This is a genomic window from Desertimonas flava (assembly GCF_003426815.1).
Taxonomy (GTDB): domain Bacteria; phylum Actinomycetota; class Acidimicrobiia; order Acidimicrobiales; family Ilumatobacteraceae; genus Desertimonas; species Desertimonas flava.
In genome coordinates this window covers 1-5,269 of record NZ_QKYK01000065.1, presented here as the reverse complement: position 1 = coordinate 5,269, position 5,269 = coordinate 1, and the positions used below count along the sequence as shown (strand labels likewise).

Sequence of the window (5,269 nt, the reverse complement as noted above, 5' to 3'; positions counted from 1 at the left end):
CCGCGCCCGCAGCGGTCGTGGCGCCTCCGGCGGCCGTGGTGGCGGCTCCGGCCGCAGTGGTGGTGGCGCCCGCCGTGGTCGGCGCGGCGTCCGGGCCGCTGCCCGGCGAGGCGCTGTCGCCGGTGAGCGTGGCGACTGGCCCCTCCGCAGTGGTGGCATCGGCGGCGTCGTCGTCATCGCCGCCGCAGGCGGCGAGACCGGCACCGAGAGCCAGGGCGACCAGCCCGCTGCAGGCGACATGGCGGAGTCGATGGCGTCGGGCGGCACTTCGGGGATCGTGCGTCATCTGATGACTCCTTGCTGCGGAGGGCTGCGGTGCGGACTGCCGGGAATGGAGCGGGCGGCGGGTGCCACGCCGCCGCCCCGGCACGACCACGGTAGTTCGACCGACGGGGGCGGTCATGTCATCGAACTGTCACGTTGGCACACCCGAACCGCTCCGTCGAGTGCCGGCAGTCCGCCCTCGAGCACCAGGAGTCGTCGTCGGCGGCCGCGATCAGCCCGAGGTCGGGGCCACGCTGGTCGGTCCGGGCGGCAGGCCGGTGGTGGTCGGCGCCGCCGGGCAATCGACGGGCGCCGCGGCGTCGGCCTCGTCGGCGAGCAGGACGCCGTCGAGGTTGGCCGGCTCGAAGTCAGCCACGACGTACACGCGGTAGCCGCCTGGTGCCGCCGACTGCATGTCCACCGTGAACACGCTGTTGATCGGTCGGGGAGCGATGCGATGGGCGACGACGGCTGTCGGGTCGCTGCTCCGGCTGAACATCACCACGTGCTCACCTTCCGGCGACGGCTCGGGGACGGCACCCGTCTCGTAGGTGACGTGCAGGACACCGGCACAGTCGACGCTGGCCGACGTGATCTGGAGGAACGGGGACACGTCGCCCGACGGAGCCGCCGTTCCCAACGGAGCCGAGGTTTCCGGAGCCGGATCGGCGGGATCGGTGGCGCCGGGGCCAGGAGCGGGGTCGGTGGGCGCGGTCGTGTCATCGGTGGGCGGCAGGGTCGGCCCCGTGTCGTCCGGCTCGTCCCCGCCGGGAAGCGGGATGAGGGGTCCGGTGAAGACCGGACCGTCGCCGCCGGGTAGCGGGATGACGGGGCCGGTGTAGTCGGGCCCGTCGTCGTCGCCGGGGAGGGGGATGACGGGGGTGCTGATGTTGGGTGGGATCGAGATCGTCGGCGGCGGCGCATCGTCGTCGTCACCTGAGGGCTGGAACTGGTCGGTCGGCGGGAGCGGGGGCTCGTACGACGGTGGACCAGCGGCTCCGGCGCCGGCCGCGGCGGCAACGACGACCACCGTGGCGGTCGCCCCCACGGTGGCGGCGATGCCGAGGCGACGGAGCGGGTGGCGGGTGGCGGAACGGGTGCGGATGAACATGGGACTCTCCTCGTGGTCGGCCCGCCAGGGTGCGGCAGGTCACGGGTCCACGGTGCGCCGTGAGCCATCCGGGACACATCCGGCAATGCCTTATTCGATGCCTCGCCCTCACCGACGCGACCCACCCTCGGAGCGGACCGGAGCGGACCGGAGCGGACCGGAGCGGCCGTCGCGGTCAGTTCGGCGTGGCGGCGTCGACCGGAGCGAGCCGGCTGGCCGCCACGGCGGCCTGCACGCGCGTCGACACGTTGAGCTTCTGCAGGATGTGGGTCACGTGCACGCTGGCCGTCTTGGCGCTGATGAACAGGGCGTCGCCGATCTCCCGGTTCGACAGCCCGTCGCCCAGCAGCCGGAGCACCTCGACCTCGCGGGCCGTCAGCCCGAGTCCGGCGAGCTCGTCGACGGCGCCCTCGACCACCGTCTCGTCGGCTCCGTCGACGCGGTCGACGCGGTTGACGCTCGCCTGATCGATCGCCACCCGGGCCCGGCGGGCGAGGTCGGCGACGGCTGCTGCGAGCGGTGCCGCGCCCAGCTCGCCGGCGAGCCGAGCGGCCTCCTGGAGCGCGGCGTCGGCCCGGCTCCGCCCCTGACGGACGTTGTCGGCCATCGCCGCCTCGGCCGAGCGCCAGCGGGCGTAGGCGCGCAGGTAGGCGTCGGGGCCGGCCGAGGCGGCGACGCGATCCCAACCGCTGCCGTCGGCCGGCGCGGCCAGCCGGGACTGCTCGGCCCTGGCGATCGCCAGTAGCGACCGCAGTGGCAACGAGCAGCACTCGGCCGTCGCCTCGATGCGGTCGAGGAACGCGGCGGCACGATCGACGCGCTCGGCGACCCGTCGGCGCACGCTCTCGACGTCGCGAGCGGTCGCACCCGCGCCGCTCCACTCCCAGGCGTCGGCTTCGAGCCGGGCGGCGAGGGCGGCGAGCCGCAGCTCGAGCATCACCTCGTCGCAGGCCGCGGTCACGGCGTCGGCCCGCTCGAGGGCCGCCCGCGCCGCGGTCCAGTCGCGCTGCCAGATGGCGATCTCGGCCTGCCAGGCGGCGCAGACGCCGGCCATAAAGGGGTAGTGCCCGAACGTGCCGACCAGCTCGGCCAGCACCGCCGCCGCCTCGGCGAACTGGCCGCGGCGGGTGAGGAGGCTGACTCGTCCGTACCGCAGTGGCAGGGCGAAGTACGGGTGCACCTCGCCGGCGAGGGCGGTGGTGCTGCACCGCTCGGCGTCCGCCCAGCGACCGAGGGCGACGAGGGCGAAGGTCAGCTGCCCGGACGTCATCACCACGTAGGTCCGGGACAGACCGAGCCGCTCGAGCTCGTCGAGCGCGCCCTGCGCCAGGTCCACCGCCTCGGTGTTGCGCCCGGCGAACACGTATGCCTCGACGAGGTTGTGCCACGTCGCGCCCACACGCTGCGGGTCTCCGCCCTCGCGGGCCAGCTCGAGCGACCGGTGCAGGTGGGCGATGCCGTCGTCGTAGCGCCCGATGTGGGCCTCGATCGATCCCAGCACGTGCAGGGCGTAGCTCATCTCGGCGATGCCACCCGCCGCGCCGGCGGCCACGACGGCGTCACGGGCGAGGGCGAGACCGTCGAGGTAGTGGAGGTCGAGGGCGGCCTGGTGGGCGAGCCCACACTGACGGGCGGCGGCGGCCAGCGTCATCGCCGAGTCGCCGTCGGTCCCACCCGACAGGGGCCCCCACCCTGCTGAGGCGACGTCGCCGGCATGCCAGCGGTAGAGCGAGCGGCGATTCGTGATGCGCGCCAGACGGTCCGGATCGAGGTCGGGACCGAGTTCGGCGAGGAGCAGGTCGACGAGCTGGACGGCGCCGTGGTTGCTGCCGGCGAGGGAGGCCGATTCGGCGGCCCGCTCGAGGAGGTCGGCGCGCTCGATGCCGGCCATGGCCGCTGCGCCGGGGACCCGCGACCACAGCTCGATCGCCCGGCGGTAGTGCACCTGGGCCTCGACCGGCGCGTTGGCCGCGTCGGCCGCCCGCGCCGCGGCCACCGAGGTGGTCAGCGACTCGGGAAGGCGGCCGGCGGCGTGCCAGTGATGGGCCAGCTCGCCGGCGGCCATCGCCGAGGGACCGCCGAGGGCGAGCTCGGGTCGTTCGCTGAGGACCTCGGCCACGCGCTCGTGCAGCGCGGCGCGCTCGCCGGGGAGGAGGTCGCCGTACACCGCCTCGTGGCCGAGAGCGTGGCGGAAGGCGTACCGGTCGCCCGTGGCCACCAGCAGCTGGTGCCCGACGGCGTCACGGAGGGCGGCGTCGGTGGCCAGCCCGTCGGTCCCGGCCACCTCGCGGAGGAGGGCGTAGCTGGTGCGGCGGCCGATGACGGCGGCCACGCGGAGGAGCTCGCGCGTCGGGGGGTCGACGCGGGCCACGCGCTGGAGGATGACGTCGCCCACCGTCGTCGGCAGGTCGTCACCGCCGCCGGCGGCCACCAACTCCTCGACGAAGAACGGGTTGCCGTCGGCGCGCTCGGTCACCCTGGCGACGAGCCCGGCCGACGGCTCGATGCCGAGGATGCGCTCGATCAGGTCGGACACCTCGTCGTCGCCGAGCGGGGCGAGGACGAGGTGGCGGACCCGGCCTGATCGCACGAGCTCGCCCAGGGCGACGGCCAGGCCGCTCGAGCGCTCGGGGCCGACCGGGCGCCTCGTGGCGACGATCGTGACCGGCGAGGCCTGCACAGCGTTGGAGACGTACAGCAGGAGATCGCCGGTGGACTCGTCGGCCCAGTGGAGATCCTCGACGATCACGACGACGGGCTGCGCGGTGGCGAGACGGTTGAGACGGTCGGCGAACCAGCCGAAGAACCGCAGACGATCGCCGGTGTCACCGGGCGGTGCGCGGTCGCCCTCGTCATTGCCCTCGCCGAGCAAGGCGACGATCGGGGCGAGGGCGGCGTAGGGGACGGCGTCGGCGAACGGCAGGCAGGCACCGGTCAGCACGACGGCTCCGGCGTCCGTGGCGCGGGCGCTGAGCTCGCCGACCAGGCGCGACTTGCCGATGCCGGCCTCCCCTTCGACGAGCAACAGGCCTCCGTGCGGTGGCGCGGCGGTGACGGCGGACAGCAGCTCGTCGATCTCGTCGCGGCGACCCACGAGCACGGGGGACGTCACCCTCCGCATCACCGCACCAGTATCGCGACCCCCGTGAGCAGCGTCGCCGGATAATCGGGCGTTCCGTGACGATCGAGGCCTGTGGCGTCGCTCCCGCAGAGGCAGCGGAACGAGGAGCCGGCGAGGGCCAGCCGGCCCCCCGGTCGGCAGACCCGGATCAGTTCGGTGAGCGCCGCCCCGATCTCGCCGAACGCACAGACGATGTCGAAGCTGGCGCTGTCGAACGGCAGGCTCGACGGGCTGCCGAGCCGGAGGTCGGCGTCGGGTGCCTCGCTTCGGGCCGCACGGAGCACGTCGGCCGACGGGTCGACACCCCAGGTGATGGCGCCTCGCGACGCGGCCTCGCTGAGATGGAGGCCGGCGCCGCCGCCCACCTCGAGCAGGCGCGCGCCGGCGATCGGTCCGAGCAGGTCGAAGATCGAGCCCACCTCGATCGAGCACACCTCCACCGAGCACACCTCGGTCGGGCCGCCACGTTCTGCTCGCAACGGCGTGCCGCCACGATCGTCCATCGATCTCTCCCTTGCCACCGCTGGTACCTGTCGGATCGATCGTGACGGAACGCCGGCGCGGGCGCATCGGGCGTTGCCTTAGTCGCCTCCGGCGCACGCCTCATTTGGCCGGATCCCAGCTTCTGGGCACGTTGCGTGACGCTGAGCGTCGTTGTCCGATCTCGGGACATCGGTGACACATGGATGTCGCGCAGCATCGGTAACACCTGAGGTGGTCTGGGGCGAGGATGCCTCATGGCCGGAGAGGTGCTGTCGATGAAGGTGTTCGCT

The 5,269-nt window shown here is 73.9% G+C and carries 3 protein-coding genes and 1 pseudogene; all 4 read right to left on the bottom strand.

The window, feature by feature from the left end; translation table 11 throughout:
- Positions 1-286 (bottom strand): annotated as a pseudogene (locus tag DN771_RS28945) (hypothetical protein); the annotation flags it as partial.
- Positions 287-496: 210 nt separating this feature from the next.
- Entirely contained in the window at positions 497-1,375 is an 879-nt protein-coding gene (locus tag DN771_RS28940; protein WP_117001070.1) for a hypothetical protein, read from the bottom strand.
- A gap of 175 nt (positions 1,376-1,550) precedes the next feature.
- A complete protein-coding gene (locus DN771_RS28935; RefSeq protein WP_162942544.1) occupies positions 1,551-4,487 on the bottom strand; it encodes an ATP-binding protein in 2,937 nt (978 codons plus the stop codon).
- A gap of 8 nt (positions 4,488-4,495) precedes the next feature.
- The gene (locus DN771_RS28930; RefSeq protein WP_117001068.1) at positions 4,496-4,999 is read right to left on the bottom strand and encodes a class I SAM-dependent methyltransferase; all 504 of its coding nucleotides are present in this window, start codon (positions 4,997-4,999) and stop codon (positions 4,496-4,498) included.
- Between the last annotated feature and the right edge of the window lie 270 nt (positions 5,000-5,269).